The sequence below is a fragment of the Streptomyces fulvoviolaceus genome (genome assembly GCF_000718165.1).
GTDB lineage: Bacteria > Actinomycetota > Actinomycetes > Streptomycetales > Streptomycetaceae > Streptomyces > Streptomyces fulvoviolaceus.
This window is the reverse complement of record NZ_JOEY01000015.1, coordinates 15,715-38,493: the sequence shown is the minus strand read 5'-3', so window position 1 is coordinate 38,493 and position 22,779 is coordinate 15,715. Positions and strand designations below refer to the sequence as shown.

The 22,779-nt window shown below is 70.8% G+C and carries 18 protein-coding genes and 1 pseudogene; 11 read left to right on the top strand and 8 right to left on the bottom strand.

The window, feature by feature from the left end:
• Positions 1-75 precede the first annotated feature (75 nt).
• The 3 genes from IG08_RS0117220 (at position 76) to IG08_RS0117210 (ending at position 3,208) form a co-directional block, all read left to right on the top strand.
• Positions 76-1,116 carry a FecCD family ABC transporter permease gene (locus IG08_RS0117220; protein ID WP_043454523.1) on the top strand — a complete coding sequence of 347 codons (1,041 nt, stop codon included), beginning with the start codon at positions 76-78 and terminating at the stop codon, positions 1,114-1,116.
• 159 nt (positions 1,117-1,275) lie between these two features.
• Positions 1,276-2,334, top strand: coding sequence for a FecCD family ABC transporter permease (locus IG08_RS0117215; RefSeq protein WP_030602507.1), 1,059 nt, complete (start codon positions 1,276-1,278; stop codon positions 2,332-2,334).
• A 4-nt stretch (positions 2,335-2,338) separates the two neighbouring features.
• On the top strand, positions 2,339-3,208 hold the full coding sequence (locus tag IG08_RS0117210) for an ABC transporter ATP-binding protein (protein ID WP_052424749.1): 870 nt from the start codon (positions 2,339-2,341) through the stop codon (positions 3,206-3,208).
• On the opposite strand, the gene IG08_RS0117205 is transcribed toward IG08_RS0117210, so the two are convergent.
• Entirely contained in the window at positions 3,187-4,134 is a 948-nt protein-coding gene (locus tag IG08_RS0117205; protein ID WP_030602502.1) for a methionyl-tRNA formyltransferase, read from the bottom strand. The two genes, IG08_RS0117210 and IG08_RS0117205, sit on opposite strands and share 22 nt — an antisense overlap.
• A 124-nt stretch (positions 4,135-4,258) precedes the next feature.
• On the opposite strand from IG08_RS0117205, the gene IG08_RS0117200 reads away from it, so the two are divergent.
• A complete protein-coding gene (locus tag IG08_RS0117200) occupies positions 4,259-5,584 on the top strand; it encodes a lysine N(6)-hydroxylase/L-ornithine N(5)-oxygenase family protein (protein WP_030602499.1) in 1,326 nt (441 codons plus the stop codon).
• Between the two features lie 15 nt (positions 5,585-5,599).
• Here IG08_RS0117200 and IG08_RS0117195 read toward each other — a convergent pair whose 3' ends face one another.
• The 5 genes from IG08_RS0117195 to IG08_RS0117175 form a co-directional block, all read right to left on the bottom strand.
• Positions 5,600-6,547 (bottom strand): ThuA domain-containing protein, encoded by a 948-nt coding sequence (locus tag IG08_RS0117195; protein ID WP_078655627.1) that lies wholly within the window; start codon positions 6,545-6,547, stop codon positions 5,600-5,602.
• A 16-nt stretch (positions 6,548-6,563) separates the two neighbouring features.
• Positions 6,564-8,717, bottom strand: a complete 2,154-nt coding sequence (locus IG08_RS0117190; protein ID WP_052424748.1) for an outer membrane protein assembly factor BamB family protein — start codon at positions 8,715-8,717, stop codon at positions 6,564-6,566.
• Positions 8,718-8,912: 195 nt separating this feature from the next.
• Positions 8,913-9,713 (bottom strand): citryl-CoA lyase, encoded by an 801-nt coding sequence (locus tag IG08_RS0117185; protein WP_043454576.1) that lies wholly within the window; start codon positions 9,711-9,713, stop codon positions 8,913-8,915.
• A complete protein-coding gene (locus tag IG08_RS0117180) occupies positions 9,710-11,062 on the bottom strand; it encodes a CaiB/BaiF CoA transferase family protein (RefSeq protein WP_063757778.1) in 1,353 nt (450 codons plus the stop codon). Before IG08_RS0117180 ends, IG08_RS0117185 begins: the two co-directional genes overlap by 4 nt.
• A gap of 51 nt (positions 11,063-11,113) precedes the next feature.
• The gene (locus IG08_RS0117175; protein WP_030602484.1) at positions 11,114-11,881 is read right to left on the bottom strand and encodes an IclR family transcriptional regulator; all 768 of its coding nucleotides are present in this window, start codon (positions 11,879-11,881) and stop codon (positions 11,114-11,116) included.
• A 192-nt stretch (positions 11,882-12,073) separates the two neighbouring features.
• Between IG08_RS0117175 and IG08_RS0117170 the strand changes: the two genes are divergently transcribed.
• From IG08_RS0117170 to IG08_RS0117140, 7 genes are all read left to right on the top strand, one after another.
• Entirely contained in the window at positions 12,074-13,576 is a 1,503-nt protein-coding gene (locus IG08_RS0117170) for an aldehyde dehydrogenase family protein (RefSeq protein ID WP_052424746.1), read from the top strand.
• On the top strand, positions 13,573-15,309 hold the full coding sequence (locus IG08_RS0117165) for a thiamine pyrophosphate-binding protein (protein ID WP_030602478.1): 1,737 nt from the start codon (positions 13,573-13,575) through the stop codon (positions 15,307-15,309). Before IG08_RS0117170 ends, IG08_RS0117165 begins: the two co-directional genes overlap by 4 nt.
• 47 nt (positions 15,310-15,356) lie before the next feature.
• Positions 15,357-16,517 carry an ABC transporter substrate-binding protein gene (locus tag IG08_RS0117160; RefSeq protein WP_030602476.1) on the top strand — a complete coding sequence of 387 codons (1,161 nt, stop codon included), beginning with the start codon at positions 15,357-15,359 and terminating at the stop codon, positions 16,515-16,517.
• A gap of 7 nt (positions 16,518-16,524) precedes the next feature.
• Complete coding sequence (locus tag IG08_RS0117155; protein ID WP_030602473.1) at positions 16,525-17,394, top strand: branched-chain amino acid ABC transporter permease; 870 nt, start codon at positions 16,525-16,527, stop codon at positions 17,392-17,394.
• Positions 17,391-19,229 (top strand): branched-chain amino acid ABC transporter ATP-binding protein/permease, encoded by a 1,839-nt coding sequence (locus tag IG08_RS0117150; RefSeq protein WP_052424745.1) that lies wholly within the window; start codon positions 17,391-17,393, stop codon positions 19,227-19,229. The genes IG08_RS0117155 and IG08_RS0117150 overlap by 4 nt, the downstream gene beginning before the upstream one ends.
• On the top strand, positions 19,226-19,960 hold the full coding sequence (locus tag IG08_RS0117145) for an ABC transporter ATP-binding protein (protein WP_030602466.1): 735 nt from the start codon (positions 19,226-19,228) through the stop codon (positions 19,958-19,960). Before IG08_RS0117150 ends, IG08_RS0117145 begins: the two co-directional genes overlap by 4 nt.
• Positions 19,961-20,133: 173 nt before the next feature.
• Entirely contained in the window at positions 20,134-21,012 is an 879-nt protein-coding gene (locus IG08_RS0117140; protein WP_030602463.1) for a shikimate dehydrogenase, read from the top strand.
• 240 nt (positions 21,013-21,252) lie between these two features.
• On the opposite strand, the pseudogene IG08_RS57165 reads toward IG08_RS0117140, so the two are convergent.
• Together IG08_RS57165 and IG08_RS0117135 are read right to left on the bottom strand one after the other, a co-directional pair.
• Positions 21,253-21,645: pseudogene (locus IG08_RS57165) on the bottom strand (ATP-binding protein); the annotation flags it as partial.
• 141 nt (positions 21,646-21,786) lie between these two features.
• Positions 21,787-22,755, bottom strand: coding sequence for an MEDS domain-containing protein (locus tag IG08_RS0117135; protein ID WP_030602460.1), 969 nt, complete (start codon positions 22,753-22,755; stop codon positions 21,787-21,789).
• Positions 22,756-22,779: the final 24 nt, after the last annotated feature.

Sequence of the window (22,779 nt, the reverse complement as noted above, 5' to 3'; positions counted from 1 at the left end):
AGCGATACGGCAGGGGGTGGGACGGTTGCCGGAGTCGTCCTACAGTTAAGGCCAGCCTCAGCTAAGGAAGTTGACGTGGGGACCTCGGCGGTCCGGGCGGCGATGCGCCCCCGCGCAGTACTCCTGCTCGCGCTCAGTGGCGCGGCGCTCCTCGCGCTGTGCGCCCTGTCGATGGCGTACGGCGCGCTCGGCGTCCCCCTCGACCAGGTCTGGCACACGCTGCTCGGTGATCCGCCCAACTCCCGTATCGACACCGTGATCTGGTCCGTACGGCTGCCCCGCACCGCCCTCGGCCTCGCCACCGGAGCCGCCCTGGGCCTCTCGGGCGCGCTGATGCAGGCCCTGACCCGCAACCCGCTGGCCGATCCCGGGATCCTCGGTGTCAGCGCGGGTGCGGCCTTCGCCGTCGTGCTGTCGGTGGGCGTCCTCGGGATCGGTTCCGTCTACGGATACGTCTGGTTCGCCTTCGCGGGAGCGTTCGCCGCGAGCGTCCTGGTCTACCTCCTGGGCGGGCTGGGCCGGTCGGGCTCCACCCCGGTCAAGCTCGCCCTGGCCGGTGTCGCCGTGACCTCCGTGCTGTTCTCGCTGACCAGCGCCGTCGCGCTCACCGACCCGGACGCCCTCAACCGCTACCGCTTCTGGTCCGCGGGCTCGCTGGCCAGCCAGGACGAAGGGGTCCTGCTCCGCGTCCTGCCGTTCCTCGCCGTCGGCGCGGTCCTCGCCCTGGCCTGCGCACCCGCCCTCAACAGCCTCGCGCTCGGCGACGACGTGGCGAAGTCCCTCGGGCTCAAGCTCGGGCTGATCCGCATCCAGGGCGTCATCGCCGTCACACTGCTCACCGGCGGAGCGGTGGCCGTCATCGGACCCGTCGTCTTCGTCGGCCTGGTCGTGCCGCACATCGCCCGCGTCCTGGCCCAGTCGGCGGGCATCGGCCCGGACTACCGCTGGCTGCTGCCGCTGTCGGCGGTCCTCGCGCCCTGCCTGCTGCTGGCCGCGGACATCGCGGGGCGGCTGCTGGCCCGGCCGGTGGAGATCCAGGCCGGAGTCCTGGTCGCGTTCGTCGGGGGGCCGTTCTTCATCGCGCTGGTCCGCAGGCGCCGACTTGCGGAGCTGTGAGGCGATGACGAGGGAGTTCGCGATGTTCGGCGGGACGCTGATGGTGTGCAGGGCTGCAACCGACCCAAGGGGCGCGGGGCTGTGTCGACTTGCGGCTCCGCCGCGGGGCGCGACCAGCCACAACGGACCCGCAGCCGAAGACGAAGGAGCCGTAACCCCATGACGACTCACCTCGCCCCGGACCGCGTCCCCTTCCGACTCCCCACCCCGCCGATCTCCGGCATCCTGCGCCCCCGCATGCTCGCCGTATGCCTGGCACTCGCGGCCGCCGCCTTCCTGGCGTTCTGCGTAGAGACCTCAGTCGGCGACATCCCCATCCCGCTGACCGACGTCATGAAGGCCCTCGCCGGAACCGGCGACCCCGGCACCGAGCTGATCGTCCACGAACTGCGCCTGCCGCGCGCCCTCGCCGGGCTGCTCGTCGGCATCGCGTTCGGCGTCTCCGGCGCCCTCCTCCAGACGGTCACCCTGAACCCGCTCGCCAGCCCCGACATGATCGGCATCACCCAGGGCGCCGGCACGGCGGTCGTCGCGGGCATCGTCCTCGGCTGGGACGCCGGGATGAGCACCCAGGCCCTGGGCCTGCTCGGCGCGCTGACCGCCGGGCTGCTGGTGTACGCCCTGGCCTGGAAGCGCGGCACCACCGGCTACCGGATCGTCCTCGTGGGCGTCGGTGTCGCCTGGATCTGCACCAGCGCCACCGACTACCTCATGGCCCGCGGCCAGCGCTTCCAGGCGCAGGCGGCGCTCGGCTGGCTCGTCGGCAACCTCAACGGCCGCACCTGGGACCAGATCGGTCCGCTCGCCCTGACCATGGCCGTCCTGCTCCCCGTGTCCCTGCTGCTCGGCCGCCAGATGCGGATCCTGCAGCTCGGGGACGACGTGGCCCGGGGGCTCGGGACACGGGTGCAGGTCGTCCGGATCGCCGTACTGCTCGTCGCCGTCGGACTCGTCGCCTTCGGGACGGCGACCGCGGGCCCGGTCGCCTTCGTGGCGCTGGCCGCGCCCCAGATCGCCCAGCGGTTGTGCGGGACGGCCTTCCCCCCGCCCGTGGCCGCCGGGCTGACCGGCGCCGTGATGGTCCTGGGCTCCGATCTGATCGCACGGAAGCTCGTCCCGGACACCGAGCTTCCCGTCGGGATCGTCACCGGTGTGCTCGGCGCACCCGTCCTGCTGTGGCTGCTCGTCCGCGCCAACCGCGCCGGTTCAGGAGGCTGAAGACGTGTCGAAGGAGAACGGCGTGCGCCCGGCGGGCGAAGGCCCCGATCTGCGGGCCGAGGGCCTGCGGCTGGCGTACGACGACCGGATCGTCGTGGACGATCTCGATCTGGCGATCCCGCCGGGCCGTATCACCGCGGTCGTCGGCGCGAACGCCTGCGGCAAGTCCACCCTGCTGCGCGCCCTGGCCCGGCTGCTCACCCCCAAGGCCGGCACCGTCCTGCTCGACGGACGCTCGGTGCACTCGATCCCGACCCGCACCCTCGCCCAGCAGCTGGGCATCCTCCCGCAGTCGCCCCTCGCGCCCGAGGGGCTGACGGTCATCGACCTTGTGGGGCGCGGCCGTTCACCGCACCAGACCTGGTGGCGGCAGTGGTCGAGCTCCGACGAGCAGGCCGTGAACGCGGCACTGAGAGCCACGTCGATGACCGACCTCGCGCACCGCGCCGTCGACGAACTCTCCGGCGGACAGCGGCAGCGGGCCTGGATCGCCATGGCGGTCGCCCAGGACACCCCGGTGATGCTCCTGGACGAGCCGACCACCTATCTCGACCTCGCCCACCAGATCGACGTCCTCGACCTGATCACCGACCTGAACCGGCACCAGGGCCGCACCGTCGTCATGGTGCTGCACGACCTCAACCAGGCCTGCCGGTACGCCGACCACGTCATCGCCATGAAGGCCGGCCGTATCGCAGCCGAGGGGACCCCCGCCGAGGTCGTCACCGCCGCGACGGTGGAGGACGTCTTCGGGCTGCGATGCGTGGTCGGCGAGGACCCGGTGAGCGGGACGCCGATGGTGGTGCCGATGGGGCGGCACCACGAAGGCGAGGGGCGGGCGGCGGACGTGGTTTACGGACGGTCCGTCAAATAGCCGCCCATCGTGCGGAAGTAGTCGGTCGCGGCGTACTCCGTGCCGTCCTCCGTCCGTACCCGCCTCACCACCAGCCCGGGCAGACGACCTGAACGGGCCTCGGCACCGGCGACGATGACGACCCCGTCGCCCTCGCGGATGAAGATCCGGCCCGGTGTGCCGCCGTAGCGGCCCTCGGAGACCGCGGCCGACACGATCCGCAGACGGTTGCCGCGGTGGTGGGTGAAGGCGTTCGGGTACGGATCGGACTGGGCCCGCACGAAACGCTCCAACTCCTCTGCCGACCAGGTCCAGTTGATCCCGCTGTCGGTCAGGGACCGCTTGTGGAAGAAGCTCGACCGGGAGCGGTCCTGCGGCGTCCACACCGCCTTGCCGGAGTCGATGAGCTCCAGGGAGTCGGTGACGAGCGGGCCGATGAGGTCGACCGTGCGGTGGAACAGGTCCGTCGCGGTGTCCGACGGCCCGACGGGTACGGCACGTTGGAGCAGGATGTCGCCCATGTCGAGCTCGGCGTCCATGCGGTGGGCGGTGACGCCGACCTCCTTCTCGCCGTTGATGAGCGCCCAGATGAGCGGGGAGAAGCCGGCGTAGGAGGGCAGCAGCGAGTCGTGGATGTTGAGGGTGCCGTGCGGGGGCAGGTCGAAGATCTCCGGCGGCAGCCAGGTGCGCCAGTTGTTCGCCACGATGAGGTCGGGATCGACTTCCTTGAGGGTGCTGAGCAGTTCGTCGTCGTCGGGACGGTTGCGCAACAGCACCGGTACGCCGTTCTGCTCGGCGAGGTCGGCCACTGAGTCGCTCCAGATCCTCTCGTACGCGTGGTCGCTGTGCGGGTGGGTCACCGCCAGGACCACCTCGTGTCCGGAGTGCAGCAGAGCCTGCAGCGTCCGGTGTCCCCAGGTCTGGTAACCGAACATGACGACTCGCATATATGAGCCCTCCTCAGCCATTGCTAGGTAAGGCTTACCTTATCTAACATATGCCTGCTTGGGGGAGGCTGTGGTCCCACTTTGAGGATCCTGTGAACCCCCGCCTACGGGAGGCGATGACGCGGTGACGACACTGCAGAGCGGGCCGGACTCCGTGTACGACGTCCTCGGGATCGGATTCGGACCGTCGAATCTCGCACTCGCCATCGCACTCCACGAACACTCCGCGAGGTCCCCGGACGGGGAGGCGCTGAGGGTCGGATTCCTCGAACGGCAACCGCGGTTCGGCTGGCATCGCGGCATGCTCATCGACGACGCCACCATGCAGGTGTCCTTCCTCAAGGACCTGGTGACGATGCGCGACCCCACCAGCGACTTCAGCTTCCTCTGCTATCTGCGGGACCGCGACAGGCTGGTCGACTTCCTCAACCTGAAGACACTCTTCCCGCTGCGCATCGAGTTCCACGACTACTTCGAGTGGGCCGCCGCCCGGGTCGCGCACCTCGTCGAGTACTCCGCCGAGGTCGTCGCCGTACGACCCGTCACCGAGGACGGCGAGATCCGCTGCTTCGACGTCCTCAGCCGCGACCCCGCCGCCCCCGAACGGCTCACCGTCCGCCGTACCCGCAGCCTCTGCGTGGCCACCGGCCTCGAACCGCACCTGCCGCCCGGCGCCGCCCTGACCGAACGCGTCTGGCACAACAGCGAGTTGCTGCCACGAGTGGAACAACTCCAACGCTCCGGCGGGCCGGTGCGCCGAGCCGTCGTCCTCGGCGCGGGCCAGAGTGCCGCCGAGGCCGTCGACTACCTCCACCGCGGCTTCCCGGACGCCGAGATCTGCTCGGTGTTCGCCAAGTACGGCTACACCCCCGCCGACGACAGCCCCTTCGCCAACAAGATCTTCGACCCCGAGGCCGTCGACCTGTACTACGGCGCGCCCCGCGACGTGAAGCAGTCGCTCTTCGACTACCACCGCACCACCAACTACTCCGTGGTCGACATGGAGTTGATCGAGTCCCTGTCCCGCACGATGTACCAGGAGAAGGTCCAGGGCCGGCAGCGGCTGCGGATGATGAACGTGTCCCGCATCCGCGAGGTCGAGGCCCACGCGGACGAGGTCGAGGTGACGGTCGAGTTCCTGCCGACCGGTGAACGCGAGGTCCTCGCCGCCGACCTGCTCGTCTACGCCACCGGCTACCAGCCGCAGGGCATAGCCGACCGCCTGGGGGAGCTCGGCAAGCTCTGCCTGCGCGACGACGAGGACGCTCTCCAGGTCGGCCGCGACCACCGCGTGGCGACCGCCCCGCACGTCTTGGCCGACATCTACCTCCAGGGCGCCACCGAACACACCCACGGCCTGACCTCGACCCTCCTGTCCACGACTGCGGTGCGGGCCGGGGAGATCCGGGCGTCCCTCCTCGCCCACCGCGGACTCCGGCAAGGTCTCTGAAGCGACTGCGGTGCTCTACCGGCAGAAGGGCTCCTTCCCCATCGCCGACTCGATGCCGCCCAGGATCAGCTTCTGGAACTCGGCGGCGCCGGGGAAGGAGCCGTCGGTGGAGAAGTCCCGGGCGTCGTGGCCCAGGGTGGTCAGCCAGGCGCGGCCGCCGTCGTAGTACTGGCACCAGGCGACCGGATGCCGCTCGCCGTGGCCGGGGTGGTGGTAGTTGCCGGTCACGCCCTCGGTCAGGGTGCTCTCGTCGACCTCGGCCAGGACGCGGACCCGGGAGGGGGCCGGGACGAGGTTGTACCACTCGTCGGTGAAGGTCCAGGTGGACGGCAACGCCTTCGTGGAGGCGTCCTTGCGGTCCACCGTGTGCACGGTGCCGGCCTGCACGGGGCCGTGGTCGTAGAAGTTCGCGCCGCCCAACAGGCCTTCGTACCAGGGCCAGTTGTACTCCGTACCGAAGGCGTTGTGGATGCCTACGAAGCCGCCGCCGCCCCGGACGTACTGGCGCAGCGAGGTCTGCGCGGCGTCGTCGAGGGTGTCGCGGCTGGTGGAGTAGAAGACGACGGCGTTGTATTTGAACAGGGTTGCCGGGGAGGCGAGTTGGGTGACGTCCTCGGTGTAGTCGACCTGGAAGTCGTTGTCCGTACCCATCTTGAGTACGGCGTTCTGGACGACGTTCGCGGCGGTGAGCGGCGGGTTCAACCCCGTGGCCAGAGCCGGGCCGAGGTTGGCGTGGCGGGGGCCGGCGGTGCGGGTGTAGAGGAGGACCTTGTAGCCCTGGGCCGGGTCGAAGTTGCCCCAGTCGTGATAGCAGCGGGAGCTGACGCCACGGCACACGCCGTAGTCCGGGTCGCCCAGTTCCTGCGCGCCCTGGCCCACGCGGCCCTGGGCGAAACTGAGGGTGGCGGTGGCCGCGAGGGCGAGTGTGATGCCCAGGGTGGCGAATCTGGCTCTTGATCTCATGGTCGAGTGCCCTTCCTCAGCTCACGACGATCTTGCCGGTGTTCTGGGGAGCGACCGGGTCGTTGTAGAAGTACTCGCCGGGCGTCTCGAAGGTGTACGTGTACGACTCGCCCGGCATGAGCAGGCCGGTGTCGAACTCGGCCTCGAAGAACGACACGGCGCCGTGCGCGGACCTGTTGTCCGAGGGGTTGGTGAAGGTGACCGCCGTTCCCTTCGGAACGGCCAGGTGCTGGGGCGCCATGGCGTTCTGGGCCACCAGGTTCTCCGTCGTCCCGGGGGTCTGCGTCGCGCTGCTCCAGATGCGGCCCAGGGTGACCGTGTTGCCGGCGGTCTCGCCGGTGACGGCGGCGGTGCGGATCTGGTTGCGCCGGGACGGGGGAGTGGGGGCGGTGGCGGGTCCGACCTCGCCGCCGAGCTTGAACGCCCACAGGTGGTCGCCCTTGGGGATGTCGGGATACGGCAGCCAGTTGCCGCCGGCGAGGACGGCGACGTACTGCTCGCCGTTGATCTCGTACGTCAGGGGGCTGGTGTTGACCCCGGCCCCGCACTGCCAACTCCACAACTGACGGCCGTCGCGGTCGTCCAGGGCGGTCAGGATCCCGTCCGGGCGGCCCTGGAAGAGGACGCCGCCGGCGGTGCTGAGTACGCCGTTGCCGTGGGCGAGGGACCAGTCGCCCTCCCGGCGCCAGGCGAGGGTGTTGGTGCGCGGGTCGACCGCGGCGAGGCCCCCGGCGAAGTACTCGCCCAGCGGGCGGGCGGTGTTGACGCGGCCGCCGTGGGTGTTGGAGTAGGCCGAGTTGACCAGGCCGTAGCCGACGTAGAGAAGGCCGGTGCGGTGGCTGAAGGAGGGGAAGGCCCAGTCGGCGCCGCCGCCTGCGCCGGGGAAGAGGATGGTGGCCCGGTCCCAGAAGACCTCGTAGATCCCGCCGGTGGGGTAGAAGGGGACCGGCCGGGTGGCCTTGTCCAAGCGGGGTTCGGTCTCGACGAAGGGTTCGCCGCCCGGGAAGGGCTGCGTGGGCGCGGTCTTCTGCGCCGCGTGCTGGGGTACGGCGCGTTCCTCGATGCCGTGGACCGGCTTTCCCGTGACGCGGTCGAGGATGTAGTACATGCCGGTCTTGCTGCCGTAGACGACGACCCGGCGCTTCTTCCCCTCGATCAACAGGTCGGCGAGGACGGGGGACATGACGTTGTCGTAGTCCCAGATGTCGTGGTGGACGGACTGGAAGTGCCAGCGGCGTTCGCCCGTCTTGGCGTCGAGGGCGACCAGGCAGTTGCCGAAGAGGTTGTCACCGGCCCGGGAGGAGCCGTCGGTGCGGGGATAGGGGTTGCCGAACGTCCAGTAGACGAGGCCTAGTTCGGGGTCGACGGCGGGATGGATCCAGCACACGGCGCCGCCGGTCTTCCAGGAGTCGCCCTCCCAGGTGTCGTGCCCGTACTCGCCGGGCCCCGGGGTGCCCCAGAACGTCCAGGCGACCTCGCCGGTCGACGCCTTGAGCGCGTAGCCACGGCCGCGGGCACCGGCGGTGCTGCCCTCGGTGCCGATGTAGATCAGGCCGTCCCAGTAGACGACCGCGCCCGCCAGACCGCCCGAACTGCCCCCGCACTGACCGCTCTCGGGGTCGCAGCCCGGGTCGCCCTGGTCCTCGACGAGCAGCTCGCGGGTCCACACGACGGCGCCGGTCTGCCGGTCCAGCGCGTACACGATGTTGGCGCCGGAGATGGTGAAGGCCAGCCCTTCGCCGAGGGCGACACCGCGCATGTTGGTGGTCTCGGTGCCGACGCTGGTCTTCCAACGGACCGCCCCTGTACGGCCGTCGACGGCGAAGACGTTCTGCTGGGTGGTGACGACGTAGAGGACACCGTCCTGCGCGATGACCGCGCACTGCTGGTGGGCCGCGGTGGAGCCGCCCTCCAGGTTGATGTGCCAAGCCCCGCCCAGGTCACGGACGTTGGCCGTCGTGATCCGCTTCAGCGAGGAGTAGCTGTGGTTGCCGAGGTTGCCGCCGGCCTTGGGGTGGTCCTTGCCGGTGGCCGCGTGCGACTGGGCGGGCACCGGGAGCGCCAGGCCGTCCTTGGATTTCTCGGCGGCCTGGGCGGCGGGGGTGCCGAGCAGGGCGACCGTGCCCGCCGTCCCGGCGGCCGTCGAGGTGAGAAAGCTGCGTCTGTCCATGATCCCTCTTTCGTGGCATGTACCTGACCAGGCTGAATGGCGAAGAGGCCGGGGTGCAGGCAGTGGGGGAGGGAGGAGCGGTGCGGCTCGTGGTCCGCTGTACGGTTCGCGTAACCCGTAGGGTGGTTGCCGATCGGCGGTTCCATACGTTAGGGACGCGCCACGGGTGTGACAAGGGGGCGGAACGCGTCTTGTTCAGGTGGTGAGGCGGGCCGGCATCACACTGCGCGGGATCGGCCCCTTGTTGCGGCGGCCCTGGCCGGACTCCTCCCAGGCGTGGGCGAGCAGGCCCACGGAGCGGCTGAGCACGAACAGCCCGCGTGCGAGCGGGGCGGGGAAGCCCAGTTCGGCGTAGATGACGGCGGTGGCTCCGTCGATGTTCATCGGCACGGGACGGGCTCCGGTACGGCGCAGGCGCAGCGCCTCCTCCACGGCGAGGGCGGCGCTGAGGTACTCGCCGGCGACGATGCCGTCGGCGACCGCCTGGTGGACCAGGGCGATCAACGGGTCGCGGCGGGGGTCGACGGGGTGGAACCGGTGCCCGAAGCCGGGCAGATAGGGTGAGTGGCTCTGCCACTCGGCCATTACCTCCCGGGCGGCCTCGTCCCAACTGCCCGCCATCTGCCGGCGGTTGCAGACCTCGGTCAGCATCTCCACACACTGCTGGCCCGCGCCGCCGTGTGAGTCGCCGAGCATGTTGACCCCGGTGGCGATCGCGTTGTTGAGGCCGACCCCGCAGGTGGCCGCCATACGCGCGGCGGCGATCGAGGGGGCCTGCGGGCCGTGGTCCACACCGGCGACCAACGCGGCCTCCAGCAGGGCGGTTTCGCGTGCGCTCGGCAGGCCGCCGCGGAGAAGGAGCCAGATGACGTCCACCAGGCCGACGGACCCGATCAGTTCCTGAACGGGGCGGTCGCGCAGTTCGATGCTGCCGGGTTCGATGTGGCTGATGGCGGTGGCCCACCATTGGGCGGCTTCGTCGTCGGCGGTCGTCATGACGCGGTGGCCTCCTCCGAAGCGGAGGGCGAAGCCGGAGTGGAAGGCGAAGCGGGAGCCGAGGTCGAGGTCGGAGCCGATGCCGGAGCCGGAGCCGGAGCCGAGGTCGGAGCCGATGCCGGAGTCGGAGCCGATGTCGGAGTCGGAGTCGGAGCCGGAGCCGAGGTCGAAGCCGCCGCCGACGCCCATCGCCGGGCCAGCTGCCGCCGCTCATGGTTGTGCTCGCCGAGCAGCGGCGGACGGGACGGCGGCGCGAAGGCCTCGCCGTCGAAGAGCACCCCGTTGCCCACGACCCGCAGCGGCTGCCCGGCCCGGCCGGGGTGATCCAGTTCGGCCACGAACCCGCGGTGCTCCAGCTGCGGCTGTTCCAGCGCCTGCGGCACGGTGAGTACGCGCGCGGCGGGGACGCCGGCGGCGGTCAACTCCCGTTCCCAGTCGGCCGCCGGCCGCGCGGCCAGCGCCGCGTCGAGGGCCGCGTTGAGCTCGGCCCGGTGCACCTTGCGCTGCTCGCGTTCGCCGAAGCGCGGGTCGGAGACGAGTTCCGGCGCCCCCACCAGGCGGCACAGTGTCTCGAACTGGCGCTGCTGGTTGGCCGAGATGTTGAGCGGTCCGTCGAGCGTGTGGAAGGTGCCGGAGGGGGCGGCCGTCGCGTTCTGGTCGCCCAGGGGCCGCGGCGGGATCCCGCTGACGAGGTAGTTCGACACGGCCCAGCCCATCGTGGACAGGGACACCTCCAGCATGGAGACGTCCAGCCTGCTGCCCCGTCCGGTGCGCTCGCGCTGCAGCAGCGCGGCACTGACGGCCAGGGCCGCCATCAGCCCTCCGGTGGTGTCGCAGACCGGGAAGCCGACACGCTGGGGTGCGGTCTCGGGCGTCCCCGTGACGCTCATCATGCCCGTCAGACCCTGCACGATCTGGTCGTAGGCAGGGACGTCGCTCATCGGGCCGGTGTGCCCGAAGCCGGAGATGGAGCAGTAGACCAGCCGCTCGTTGAGGTGCCGGAGCCGGTCGGTGTCGTAGCCCATCCGCTCCAGGACACCCGCCCGGAAGTTCTCCAGCAGGACGTCGGCGCCGGTGAGCAGCTCCTCGAAGAACGTCCGGTCGGCGCTGTCCTTGAGGTCGAGCTCGACGGATTTCTTGCCCGCGTTCTGGGCGAGGAACGAGGCCCCGATCGCCTCGTCGTTGAGCGAGGGGTCGGGGCCGAGGCTGCGCGCGAGGTCGCCCTGTCCGGGGCGCTCGATCTTGACCACCTCGGCGCCCAGGAGCATGAGTTGATAGCTGCAATAGGGTCCGGCCAGCACGTTCGTGAGGTCCAGAACGCGTATTCCGTCCAGCGGGCGGACGTGCATGGGGCGACTCCTTCCAGGGCGCCGAGCCCGGCGCCGCTCGGTGTGCCGGTGTCAGCCGCGCGGCCCCAGGGGATGGTCGAAACCCTGGGAGGCGATCTGCGCGGCCACCTGCAACAGGTCTTCCGCGAAGTCCGCGGTCACCCGCTCGGGGATGCGTGCGGTGGGGCCGCTGAGCGAGAGCGAGGCGACCACGACGCCCGAGCGGGTCGTGACGGGCACGGCGACGGCGGTCAGGCCGACGTCGCGTTCGCCGTGGCTGACCGCCCAGCCGCGGTCCGCGGCCTCGTCGGCCCACAGCCGCAACTGCTCCACGTGCGCCACCCCGTGCGGCGAGGCGGCGGCGACCCGCTGCAGCAGGCCGTCGGTCGCGCCGATGAGCAGCACCTTGGACGAGGCGCCCGCCCACAGCGGCAGTTCGTCGCCCACCCGCACCACGTGCCGCAGGGGCTGGGGGCTCTCCTGCTGGGCGACGCACACCCGGTGGATGTCACGGCGGATCATCAGGTTCGCCGTCTCGCCCCGCCGGTCCGCCAGCTCCCGCAGCAGCTTCTGGGTGTCGGGCGGCAACTCCCAGCTGGTGTGCGCCAGATGGGCCCAGCGCCACAGCCCGGGCCCGGCCGAGTAGCCGGCCGGTGTCGCCCACAGCAGGCCGTACTGCTCCAGGGTCTGCACCAGACGCACCACGGTGGTCTTCGGCAGACCCGTGGCCTCGACCATGTCGCGCAGCGGGACGGTGGGCTGATCCTCAGTCAGCAGCGACAGGATGTCCAGAGCCCGGCGCACACTGCGTACACCGCCCTGACCTTGCTCGGCGTCCACGGTCTCTCCTTCGCGAGTGGGGAACGGCCTCCCAGCGGCCTCCCAGGGAAACATCCCGGCTCCCCGAGAAAACCGCCGGTCTCCACATCCTTGCGCCCTGCCTCTTGCCACGGCCTCCCGGCGCCCGTACGTTACACGCCAGTCCGCACAGCAGTCCATGTAAACCACCAGGTGGTTTTTCTTGGAGGCGTGATGCTGCAAGAGGTCCTCAAGGCCTCCGACGGAACCGACGTCGTCGACGTGTTCCCCTTCGTGGCCGGAGCATGGGGCGGCGTGGGCCCGCCCCTGGAACGCACCGGCCCCTACCTGCGCCGCACCGTCAGCAGGGCGCTCACCGCGACCGCCGAGGAGATCGACCGCGCCCTCACCAGGGCCCGCGCCTACGCCCCCGAGGTCGCCACCCTCGCCCCCGCCGCCCGCGCCGACATCCTGGAGGCCGCCTCCCGGAACGCCACCGCCCACCGCGACGGTCTCGCCCGCCTGTTGGCCCTGGAACTGGGCAAACCCCTCAAGGACAGCCGCACCGAAATCGACCGCGTGGCCGCCACCTTCGCCGTCTGCGCCGCCGAAGCCCGCCGTATCGACGGCGAGTTGCTCCCGGTGGCCGGCTGGCCCACCGGCATCGGCCACACCGCCCTCACCTACCGCGCCCCAGCCGGAGTGGCGCTGGCCATCACGCCGTTCAACGCCCCGGCCAATCTCCTCGCCCACAAACTCGGCGCCTCCTTCGCGGCCGGCAACACCACCCTCGTCAAGGCACCCCCGCAGGCCCCGGCCACCTCCGCGGCCGTCGTCGCCCTCCTCCTCGACAGCGGCCTGCCCTCGCAGGCGGTCCAACTCCTGTACGGCTACGGCGACATCGGCGCCGCCCTGTGCGCCGCCGAGCAGGTGGACGTCATCAGCTTCACCGGCAGCGCGGCGACCGGAAACGCCGTGGCCCGTGCCGCCGGTGCCAAACGCCTGGCCCTCGAACTCGGCGGCAACGCCGCCACGATCGTCTGCGAGGACGCCGACCCCGCCCAGGCGGCCACTGTCTGCGCCCGCACCGGCTACAGCAACTCCGGCCAGAGCTGCATCTCCGTCCAGCGCGTCTACGTGCACCGCAGCCTCTACGGCGACTTCCTCGACGCCTTCACCGCCGTCGTCGACACACTCGTCGTCGGCGACCCGCTCGACGACGCCACCGACGTCGGCTCGATGGTCGACGAGGGGGCCGCCGAACGCGTCGTCACGTGGGCCAAGGAGGCCGTGGACCTGGGGGCGACCGTCGTAAGGGGCGGCACCCGTGACGGCGCCACCGCCGCCCCCACCATCGTCGCCGACCCGCCGCCGCACGCCTCCGTGGTCGTCCACGAGGTCTTCGGCGCCCTCGTCGCGGTCATGCCCTACGACGACTTCGACACCGTCCTCGACCAGTGCAACTCCAGCCGCTACGGACTCCAGGCCGGCCTCTTCACCCACGACATCACCCGCATCCTCACCGCCTGGCGGCGTCTGGAGGTCGGCGGGCTGATCGTCAACGGCTCCTCCAACTTCCGCCTCGACCACGTCCCCTTCGGCGGGGTGAAGGACTCCGGCTTCGGCCGCGAGGCGCCCCGCTGGCTCATCGACGACTACACCGTCGTCAAGACCCTCGTGCTGCGGGGCCTGTCCGTCTGGGGCGAGAACCGCGAACTGCCCAAGGAGGCACTGTGACCACCGCGGCGGAGGCCCTCGTCGCCCAACTCGAGTCCTACGGCGTCGAGTACGTCTTCGGCACCTGCGGACACACCAACATCGCCCTCCTCGACGCCCTCGGCCCCAGCCCGATCGAGTTCGTCATCGCCCGCCACGAACAGACCGCCGCACACGCAGCCGACGGCTACGCCCGTGCCACCGGCCGCCCCGGCGTCCTCCTCACCCACGTCGGCCCCGGCATGATGAACGCCGTAACTGGCGTCGCCACCGCGGCACTCGACTCGATCCCGCTGGTCGTCATCACCGGCGACATCCCGTCGTACTACTACGGCCGGCATCCCCACCAGGAGGTCAACCTCCACGCGGACGACGACCAGAGCGCAGTCTACGGCCCGTTCTGCAAGCGCACTTGGCGGGTTCAGCGGGTGCAGGACCTGGCCCGCGTCACCGAGCGCGCCTTCTGGACCGCGACCAGTGGCCGTCCCGGCAGCGTCCTGATCAACGTCCCGATGGACCTGTTCAGCAGGCCTGCCCGGCCGTACGCGAACGACCACCCCCTGCCCGGTCACCTCGGTCGCCCAGGGCTCGACGAACCGACCGCCGCCCGCATCGCCGACCAACTCCTGCAAGCGGAACGCCCGTTGATCTACTTCGGCGGCGGCGTACGCGACCCCGGCGCCCGCACCGCCCTCCTGCACCTCGCCGAACACCTCGACATCCCCCTCGCCCACTCCCTGATGGGCAAGGGCGTCGTCCCCGACCAACACCCGCTGCTGCTCGGCATGCCGGGCTTCTGGGGCCTGGAGACCACCCACGAGCACACCAAGGGCGCGGACGTCGTCCTCGCCGTGGGGACGCGCTTCGCCGAGACGGACGCGAGCTCCTGGGAGAGCGCCCACACCTGGAACTTCCCGCCCAGCAGGCTGATCCAGGTCGACATCGACCCGGCGGAGATCGGCCGCAACTACCCCGTGGAAATTGGGGCAGTGGCCGATGCCGGGCTCGCCCTGGATGCCGTAGACACCGCAGTGCGTGCGCGGAGGAGGCAGGCCGTGACCCGGCCCGGCCTGCGCGAGGCGATCGCCAGAGCCCGAGGCGCGGTCTTCACCGCCGCTCAGGAAGCCGGCCGCAGCGACGCCTTCCCGCTCCGCCCCCAGCGCATCCTGGCCGATCTGCGCGACACCCTCCCGGCCGACGCCGTGCTCGTCACCGACGTCGGCTGGAACAAGAACGGCGTCGCCCAGTGCTACGAACTGCCCGAACAGGGCCGCTTCATCACCCCCGGAGGCCTCTCGACCATGGGCTTCGGCCCCGCCGCGGCCGTGGGCGTCCAACTCGCCCAGCCGGAGCGGGTGGTGGTCGCCCTGATCGGGGACGGCGGAATGAGTGCCCAACTCCCCGCCGTACCCATGGCAGTCGAGCAGGGCGCGCCCGTCATCTTCGTGGTGATGAACAACCGCGCCCACGGCACCATCGCCGACCTCCAGTCCTCCGCCTTCGGCCGTTCCTACGGCTGCGAGTTCACGGACGCGGACGGCCGGCCGTACAGCCCCGACTTCGCCCGCTACGGCGAGTCCTGCGGAGCCGACGGCTACGCCGTGACCGCCCCCGGCGACCTGCGCAAGGCCCTGGAGGACGCGATCGACCGCCGCCGCCCCTCCGTACTCGACGTACCGATGGTCAACGAGCCGGTCCCCACGCCCGGCCACTGGAACATCAAGGACATCTACGCCGGCCGTTTCCCAGCTTGACCCCCCACGCCTCTTCATCCACCACTCGTCTCCAAGAGGTGACCAACATGCCCCGCAACCACCGGCCTTCGGCCCCACGCACCACGCTAGTCGGCGCCGTCGCCCTGGCCGCGGCCCTGGCCGCCTGCAGCGCACCCGGCGACGACAGCGACAAAGCCGGGTCCGACTCCGGACCGATCAAGATCGCTGTCGTGGACGCCCGCAGTGGCCAGCTCTCCTCTCTCGGCGACTGGGAGTACAAGGGCGCCAAGCTGGCCGTGGACGAGTGGAACAAGAAGGGCGGCATCGACGGCCGCAAGATCCAGCTGAAGTCCTTCGACGACCAGGGTGACCCGACCACCGGCACCAACCTGGCCCGCAAGATAGCCGCCGAGAAGTACATCGCCATGATCGGTACGGCGGAGAGCGCGGTCACCGTCGCCATGGCGCCCGTGCTGCAGCAGGCGGAGATCCCCAACATCACCTCGGGCCAGGCCGACGCCCTCGTCGAGCAGAAGAGCCCCTTCCTCTTCCTCAACGGGCCCACCAGCACGACGTACGACACCACGCTGGCCAAGTACCTGATCGAGGAGAAGGGCTACAAGAAGATCGCCGTGATCACCAACAACGGCTCCTTCGGCAAGGGCGAGCACGACGCCTTCACCAAGGCTGCGGGGGACCTCGGGGTCAAGGCGGTCACCGACCAGGTCGTGACCACCGACCAGAAGGACTTCAGCGCCGCGCTCACCGCCATCCGCTCCAAGAAGCCGCAGGTCGTCTTCATCGGCTCCGAAGAGGTCGAGGCCGGCCTCATCGTCAAGCAGGCCCGCGACCTCGGCATCACCGCCCCGTTCGCCGGCGCCGCCCCGCAGGGCACCCCCGTCTTCATCGACACCGCCGGCAAGGCCGCCGTAGAGGGCACGATCGTCAGCTCGCCCTACCTCAGCAACGACAGCAGCCCCGCCGCCCAGAAGTTCGCCGCCGCCTACAAGAGCGCCTACGGCGAGGAGGCGGAACTGCACGGAGCCAAGGCCTACGACGGCGCCAACATCCTGCTCACCGCGCTGAAGACCAGCAAGGTCGCCACCGGCAAGAAGCTGGCCGACGCCATCCGGGCCACTCAGTACGACGGACTGCTCGGCCAGTTCAGGTACGGCGCGGACGGTGTCGGGATCACCGAGACCAGCATCGGCGTCATCCAAGACGGCAAGCTCGTCCGCCAGGACTGAGGCCGTCGTGCAGGAGACCTTGCAGACACTGGTCGGCGGCCTGAGCCTCGGCGCCGTCTACGCCCTGGTCGCGCTGGGCTTCTCCCTGGTCTACCGGACCATGGGCCTGGTCAACTTCGCCCACGCGGACATCGCGATGATCGGCGCCTACGCGGCCTCCACCTTCTACCTCACCGCGAAACTCCCCTTCGCGCTCGCGATGGTCCTCTCCATCCTCATCACCGGGGCGATCGGCCTGGTCATCGAACGCGTGCTGCGGCCCCTGGAGAACAAGGACTTCGACCTGATGCTGATCGGCACGATCGGCTTCGGCATCGTCCTGCAGGCCGTGGCCATCCTCATCTGGGGCACCACCGGCCGCGCCGTGCCCTCCCCGGTCCGCACCGCACCCCTGGACATCCTCGGGGTGCGCGTGCGGACGTACGACCTGCTCGTCATGGCCGTCACCGCGCTCGCCGTCGTCGGCCTCGGCTTCTTCCTCGCCCGTACCAAACGCGGCGCGGCCATGCAGGCCGTGGCCATGGACCACGAGGCGGCCACCGCGGTCGGCATCGACGTCGGCCGCAGCAACGCCCTCGCCTTCGCCATCGGAGCGGGCCTCGCCGCCCTCGCCGGCGGCCTGGTCGGCCCCATGCTCTACGTGGACGCCTCGCTCGGCGGCGCCCTCGGCATCAAGGGCTTCGCGGCAGCCATGCTCGGCGGCTTCGGCTCCATCAACGGGGCCGTCGTCGGCGGCATCCTGATCGGCGTCCTCGACTCCTACACCGCTGGCCACTTCCAGGGCTACTCGGTCCTGGCGACCTTCCTCGTCTTCACCGTGGCGATCATGATCCGGCCCATGGGCATCTTCGGCGAAAGGACGGTCAGCCGCGCATGAAGTCCCGCATCACCGCTGTACTGGCTCTGGTCGTCGCCGCCGGGGCGCTGCCCTACGGCCTGGGCAGCTACACCATCCACGTCGTCGACATCGCGCTCATCTACGCCCTCCTCGCCATCGGCATGGGCCTGGCCATGGGCATCTCCGGCCAGATCAACCTCGCCCAGGTCGCCTTCTTCGGCGTCGGCGCGTACTGCGTCGCGATCCTCACCACCAACAACGGCTACGGCTTCTGGGCGGCCGCCGTCCTCGCCGTCCTGGCCACCGTCGTCACCGGACTGCTCGTCGGCATCCCCGCCCTGCGCATGCAGTCGCACTACCTGGGCATCGTCACCCTCGGCCTCGCGCTGGGCTTCATCAACTGGATCACCAACGCCGACATCAGCGGCGGAGCCGACGGCATCTCCGGGGTGCCCGTGCCCACCCTGCCCGGCGTCGACCTGTCCAGCGAGTACCTCTACTACTACCTGGAAGCCGTCGTCTTCGGCCTCGGTCTCGTCTTCGGCCTGTTCGTGGTGCACACCTCGCTGGGCCGCCGGCTGCGCGCCATGCGGGACGACGCGCTGGCCGCGGGCGCGACGGGCGCCGAGATCCCGCTCCTGCGCATGACCGCGTTCGTGCTCGCCAGCCTCTACGGCGGCCTGGCCGGGATCCTGTACGCCGGCCTGATCCGCTACGTCGCACCGGAGACCTTCTCCCTCGGCAACATGTTCATCCTGCTGGCCATGGTCATCATCGGCGGCCGCCGCTCCCTCGTCGGCTGCGTGGTCGGCGCCATCGGCCTGACCCTCGTCCGCGAATGGCTCTCGGACTTCTCCACCTACGCCCAACTCGGCTACGGCGCGGTCGTCGTCCTCATGGTCGTCTTCGCCCCCACCGGCCTGGCCGGCGTCCCCGCCCGCCTCCGAGACCTGTACCGGCGCCGCTTCGGCCGCACCTCCGACGACCGTGCCGAACTGCGCCCCTTCACGCCGTACACCCCGGGCCCCGAGCCGTCGCAGGACGGGCCCCTGCTCCAAGTCGCCGAAGTCTCCAAGGACTTCCGCGGCCTGCGCGCCCTGGACGAGGTCTCGCTCACCGTCGACGCGGGCGAGATACGCGGCATCGTCGGCCCCAACGGCTCGGGAAAGACCACCCTGTTCAACGTCGTCAGCGGCTTCTACCGCGCGAGCGCCGGCACGGTGCGCTTCGCCGGCGCCGACACCACCAGGGCCCGCCCCTACGCCCTCTCGCTCGCGGGCGTGGCCCGCACCTTCCAGAACCTGCGCCTGTTCGGCCAGTTGACGGTCCGGGAGAACATCCTGGTCGCCCTCGACCGCACCCGCACGTACACCATCTGGCAGTACGCCCTGTGGCAGCCGGGTGTCATCCGTCGCGAACGCCGCCTGCGCGGTGCGGCCCAGTCCGTCCTCGAACGCTACGGCCTCGTCGACTTCGCCGAGGCCGCTCCCGCTTCCCTGCCCTACGGCATCCAGCGGCGCATCGAGATCGCCCGTGCCATGGCCACCCGGCCCCGCCTGCTCCTGCTCGACGAGCCGGCGGCCGGCCTCAACGGCGAAGAAGTACAGCAACTCGTCCGCATCGTCCGCTCCATCCGGGACAGCGGCACCACCGTCGTCCTCATCGAGCACAACATGGGCCTGGTCATGTCCCTGTGCGAGAAGATCACCGTCCTGTCCAGCGGCAAGGTCATCGCGGAGGGCACGCCCGCCGAGGTCGTGGCCGCACCCGAGGTCATCGAGGCGTACCTCGGCGACTCCGACCTGTCCGAACTGGGCATGAGCGCCCCGCCGTCGGCCGAGCGGCCGAGCCCCGCGAAGGAGGCCACCTCATGAAGGCCGACGCTGCGGATGCCGCCAGGACCCTGAAGGTCGAGGACCTGAGCGTCCACTACGGCGGCGTCTGCGCCGTGCGGTCCATCGGATTCACGGTCGAGCCCGGTGAGTCCGTGGGCATCATCGGCGCCAACGGAGCCGGCAAGACCTCCACCCTCAAGGCTCTGATGGGACTGGTGCCCCGCAGCGGCGGCCGCATCCGCCTCGGCGACCGCGACCTGACCAGGGTCCGGGCCCGCGACATGGTCCGCCACGGCATCGGCTACGTCCCCGAAGGACGGCACGTCTTCCCCGGACTGCCCGCGGAGAAGAACCTGCTCCTGGGGGCGTACTCGAAGCCCTGGGACAAGGAGACACAACGCCAACTCGACGAGGTCTACGCCCTGTTCCCGGTCCTCGCGGAGATGCGCGACCGGCTCGCCGGAGCCCTGTCGGGAGGCCAGCAGCAGATGCTCGCCATCGGCCGCGCCCTGATGTCCCGCCCCCGCCTGCTCGTCCTGGACGAACCCTCCATGGGCCTGTCGCCGATCCTCGTCGGCAGCATCCTCGACGTGCTCCTGAAACTCCGGGAGGAAGGCCTGAGCCTGCTGCTCGTGGAGCAGAACGCCAAGCTCACCTTCGGTGCCACCAGCCACTGCCTGGTCATGGAGAACGGCGAGGTCGCCATGACCGGCCCCTCCGCCGACCTCCGTCACGACCCCCGGGTCAGGGAGGTGTACCTGGGGCTGTGACTGGCGCTGAGACCGGCGCTGAGACCGGCGCTGAGACCGGCGCTGGGACTGGGACTGGGACTGTGACGTCCTGAGGCTTCCCCGGCGACACCTGCCCCTGGTATTCATAACGAACTGGTTCGTACATAACTGGTTTTCACATAACTGGTTCGTGCACTCCCCGGGGGGCAGCCGTGGCCCAGGACTCGTACCTCGTCGGTCTCATCGGATCAGGCATCGGCCGTTCGCTCAGCCCCGGCCTCCACCAACGCGAGGCCGACCGGCACGGCGTGCGCTACCTCTACCGGCTCCTCGACATCGACGACCTCCGCCTCCCCGCCGAGGACGTCCGGCACCTCACCCGCGCCGCCCGGGACTGCGGCTTCAACGGGCTCAACATCACCCACCCGTGCAAGCAGACCGTCGTGCCGCACCTGGACGAACTCTCCGCCCAGGCGGCGCGCCTCGGCGCGGTCAACACCGTCGTCCTCACCCCGGAGGGCCGGGCCGTCGGCCACAACACCGACATCACCGGCTTCACCGCGGCCTTCACCCGCGGGCTGCCCGACGCACCCCGCGGACACGTGGTCCAACTGGGCGCCGGCGGTGCCGGATCCGCCGTGGCCCACGCCCTGCTCGACCTCGGCGTCGCCCGCCTCACCGTGGTGGACACCGTCACCGAGCGCGCGTCCACCCTCGTCAAGGCGCTCAACGAGGACGCCGGAACCGAACGCGCCGAAGCCTGCCTCCCGGAGCAGCTCGGGACCGAACTCCCCTGCGCGGACGGCCTCGTGAACACCACACCCGTCGGTACGGCGGCCCACCCGGGCACGCCACTCCCCGTCGAGTTGCTCCACGACGGCCTCTGGATCGCCGACATCGTCTACCACCCCCTGGAAACCCCGTTGCTGCTCGCCGGCCGCACCCGCCGCTGCCGCCTCCTCCACGGCGGCGGCATGCTCGTCCACCAGGCCGCCGGCGCCTTCCACCACTTCACCGGCCTCGCACCGCACACCTCCCACATGCTCGCCGACTTCGCCGACCTGACAGCGGCGCCGGAGGCCCACACCTGAAGTGGGCACGGGTGACTCCTGGTGGGTGTGAGTGAGTGCTGAGGGGGTGCCGGTAGGTGCGGGACGCGACCGGTGCAGTTCAGGTGTCGGGTCGAGGTGGTCCACCCGCTCGTGGTGCGGCTCGGTGCGGTCGGTCACCGCCTCCGTTCGTGGCCGATCCGTCGCCGTGGGGCGCGCGCCCGCCTCTCCCACGCCGTCCGTACGGTCCGGTGCGCCGATCTCCAGCTCGAACCAGACTTCCTTGCCTTCTCCGCTGAGGCGGCTGCCCCACCGGTGGGACAGCGCGTCGACCAGGAGGAGACCTCGCCCGCTCTCGCTGTCGGCGTCCTGGTCCTCGGCCTGCGGGTTCGACGGTCGGGGAAGTTGCCGCCGCTCGTCCGCCACCTCGCAGCGCAGCGTGCCGATGCCCACGGACAGGGTGAGCCGATACCGGCCGCCGGCGTGCACGACCGCATTGGTGGCGAGCTCGCTGACCAGCAGTTCGGCGACGTCCACCAGATCCTGGAGGCCGTACTCGGCCAGCCACTTGCGGACGACGTCCCTGGCCTGGCGGACCGAGGACTTTCCCGGGCCCAGAAACGTGGTGCAGCCATCGCCCACGGTCGGCAGGCCGCGCGGACGGGCGTTCGGCATGGTCGTTTCCCTTCGGCCCTCGGGGCGTTCGGCTCGCGTGGTGCGAGGCCGGTCCGCCACGGGCCCGGCCTCGTATCCACCATGCGTCGGCCGTGCCGTCGGGGTCGCGGGGGGAACTACCCGAATCCGCGCGCCGGTTCGTCAACCTGCCGGTACGAGGGCCGTCTCCATACGGATGGTCCACCCCTCCTTCGCCTCGTCGCCGGACCTCATGTCCACGAACTCGCAGACCTGACGGGTGTCCCAGAGCCCGTCCTCCGGCCGCGTCCCGGGGCCCGGCGGCCGGAAGCCGAGGAACGGGTCGGTGATGCGGCCGCGCGGGGTGCGCAGCTCGCAGATGACCCGCTCCCGGGTCGACCACAGCTTCAGGCACGCGCGGTCGCAGCCCTGGGAGGCCGCGTAGCCCGTGGCACCGGACACGGCCCGCCCGAAGCGGGCGGCCGCGTCCGGCGCCATGCCGCGGGCCTGTGCCTGGTCCGCGGCGAACCGGTGACCGGCGGTCAGGTCCCCGTCGAGGCCGACCCCGACCGCGTCCCGCGGCGGCGCGGGCAGCGGACCGAGGTCCTGTGTCGCGTAGACGGCGGGCTCCGTGTACAGCGGGCTGGGCCGGATGCCGTGCCGGTGCAGTTCCGTCGGATGGGTGTGCCGGGCGGCGTCGATGACGTCGGGCGGTGCGGTACGGGTGTCGTACAGGCACATCAGGTCGGGCGGGGCCCCGGTGAAGAGCTCGGTGGCCAGTGCCTCGTACCGCTTCCACTCGGAGATCTGGCGTGGCGAGCGGCCGGGCCAGACCGGCTCGCCCGCCAAGTGGAGACGGCCCTCGGGGCTCGCGTGCGCGACGTAGTAGTCGAGGGCGGTGGCCATGCTGTTCGCGGGTGTTCCGCGATACCACCGCGCGGAGTCGAGGAAGTCCACGTGGCGGGCGTCCGGGCCGAGCGCGTCCCGCAGCAGGTCCAGCTTGCGCGAGGTGGTGACGGCCGCCGGGTCCGGTTCGTCCTCGGCGGCGATGCCCTCCCTGAGGAACGGCACCATCACCGCCAGGAACCCCTCGTCGGACGAGTGGACGCCGACGTGGTGCTTGGCGGGTGTGCTGGGTGCTCCGTGATCCATCGGTCTGCCTTCCCTTTGGTTCGG

What these genes read in the sequence shown, in the direction of transcription:
- IG08_RS0117180 (WP_063757778.1), bottom strand. Translation starts at nt 11,062, where the DNA reads ATGCACGTCCGCCCGCTGGACGGAATACGCGTTCTGGACCTCACGAAC.
- IG08_RS0117190 (WP_052424748.1), bottom strand. Translation starts at nt 8,717, where the DNA reads ATGGACAGACGCAGCTTTCTCACCTCGACGGCCGCCGGGACGGCGGGC.
- IG08_RS0117160 (WP_030602476.1), top strand. Translation starts at nt 15,357, where the DNA reads ATGCCCCGCAACCACCGGCCTTCGGCCCCACGCACCACGCTAGTCGGC.
- IG08_RS0117145 (WP_030602466.1), top strand. Translation starts at nt 19,226, where the DNA reads ATGAAGGCCGACGCTGCGGATGCCGCCAGGACCCTGAAGGTCGAGGAC.
- IG08_RS0117135 (WP_030602460.1), bottom strand. Translation starts at nt 22,755, where the DNA reads ATGGATCACGGAGCACCCAGCACACCCGCCAAGCACCACGTCGGCGTC.
- IG08_RS0117205 (WP_030602502.1), bottom strand. Translation starts at nt 4,134, where the DNA reads ATGCGAGTCGTCATGTTCGGTTACCAGACCTGGGGACACCGGACGCTG.
- IG08_RS0117215 (WP_030602507.1), top strand. Translation starts at nt 1,276, where the DNA reads ATGACGACTCACCTCGCCCCGGACCGCGTCCCCTTCCGACTCCCCACC.
- IG08_RS0117185 (WP_043454576.1), bottom strand. Translation starts at nt 9,713, where the DNA reads ATGACGACCGCCGACGACGAAGCCGCCCAATGGTGGGCCACCGCCATC.
- IG08_RS0117150 (WP_052424745.1), top strand. Translation starts at nt 17,391, where the DNA reads ATGAAGTCCCGCATCACCGCTGTACTGGCTCTGGTCGTCGCCGCCGGG.
- IG08_RS0117195 (WP_078655627.1), bottom strand. Translation starts at nt 6,547, where the DNA reads ATGAGATCAAGAGCCAGATTCGCCACCCTGGGCATCACACTCGCCCTC.
- IG08_RS0117170 (WP_052424746.1), top strand. Translation starts at nt 12,074, where the DNA reads ATGCTGCAAGAGGTCCTCAAGGCCTCCGACGGAACCGACGTCGTCGAC.